The organism is Acinetobacter sp. AB03 (assembly GCF_058107045.1).
In genome coordinates, this window is record NZ_JBUEBA010000055.1 from 1 (window position 1) to 1,388 (window position 1,388).

At 35.0% G+C, this 1,388-nt stretch carries 1 protein-coding gene; it reads left to right on the forward strand.

Annotated features, from left to right (window positions below):
* A partial coding sequence (locus ACY3FQ_RS18130; RefSeq protein WP_462592247.1) for an alkyl sulfatase dimerization domain-containing protein occupies positions 1-1,038 on the forward strand: 1,038 nt, incomplete at its 5' end.
* Between the last annotated feature and the right edge of the window lie 350 nt (positions 1,039-1,388).

Here is a 1,388-nt window from a genome sequence, read left to right on the forward strand (position 1 = left end):
ACCCTTCGGGGTGCTAAAGTCCGTGATGCCTTAAAATGGGTGGGCTATCTAGACCAAGCAATGCAGCATGCCAAAGCATCCGATGTATTGATTGCACAGCATCATTGGCCTGTCTGGGGCAATGACAATATTCAAGATTTTATTAAAACCCAGCGAGATGTTTATAAGTTCACGCATGATCAGACGGTGAGATATATGAACTCTGGTTTTAATGGCGCTGAAATTGCCGAAAAAATTAAGCTTCCAGCGGCACTTGATCAAAAACTATATGCGCATGGCTATTATGGAACCCTAAAACATAATGTAAAAGCAGTATACCAATATTATATGGGATGGTTCGATGCCCATCCTTCCAATTTAGATCCATTACCCCCTAAAGCTGTTGCAAAAAAATATATTGAGTTAGCAGGTGGGGAGAACAATGCATTGAAAAATGCGCGGGATGCCTACGCTCAAGCTGACTATAGATGGGCTGCCGAGATTTTAAAACATATTGTGTTGAATAACCCTCAAAACCAACAAGCAAAAGACTTATTGGCGAATACTTATCGTCAATTGGGCTATGCTGCTGAGGCTTCAACTTGGCGTAATTTCTTTTTGGTGGGCGCTCAAGAGCTACAAAATAATGTACCCCTACAAAATACTTCTGATCCGAGTGATTTATTGATTCATACACCAACTGAAAGATTTCTTGAAGCTATGGCGACAAATTTAGATGTGGAAAATTTAAAAAATGAAAACCAGTGTATCAATCTGGTTTTGTCGGATACCAAAGAGCATTTTTCATTATGGGTTGAAAACTCAGTCATGCAGTTTAAGCGTTATGATGAAAGTAAAGATTTGGCATTGGATTGCCCTACATTAACCTTAACCAAGCCCTTATATCTAAAAATGATTACAGGTCAAATAGAAGGGGTAAAAGTCCTGCTTTCTAAAGACAGTAAAGTCAAAGGTAATCCACTGAAAATTGGAAAATTCTTTGCAATGTTTAAACGTCCAGATTCAATTTTCCCGATTGTGACTCGACCAAATGGCTAAGCTCAAATAAGTAAAGTCGAAACTTAAATTAATAGATCCAAAGAAATGGGTGAAATTATCAACTTGGTTCTCCCAATCTTATAACAGGAATACAAGAAATTATTTCTTGTATTCCTCTTTAAAATTAAAAGTAAGCTATATGTATTTTAACTCTATTGATACTTTATTAAATGGTTTTTGAATTTTTATACTTTATTTTCGATGGAGATATTTTTATTAGTAGCTTGTTTAAAAAAGATTTGTTTATTTTTCTATTAATTGCTTCTAAATAATAACTTCAATATTTTTGTGGTTAAAAGGCAAGGGGGTATTATGATGTGTTTTTTATTGAAAATAAGCTTTTATATTAG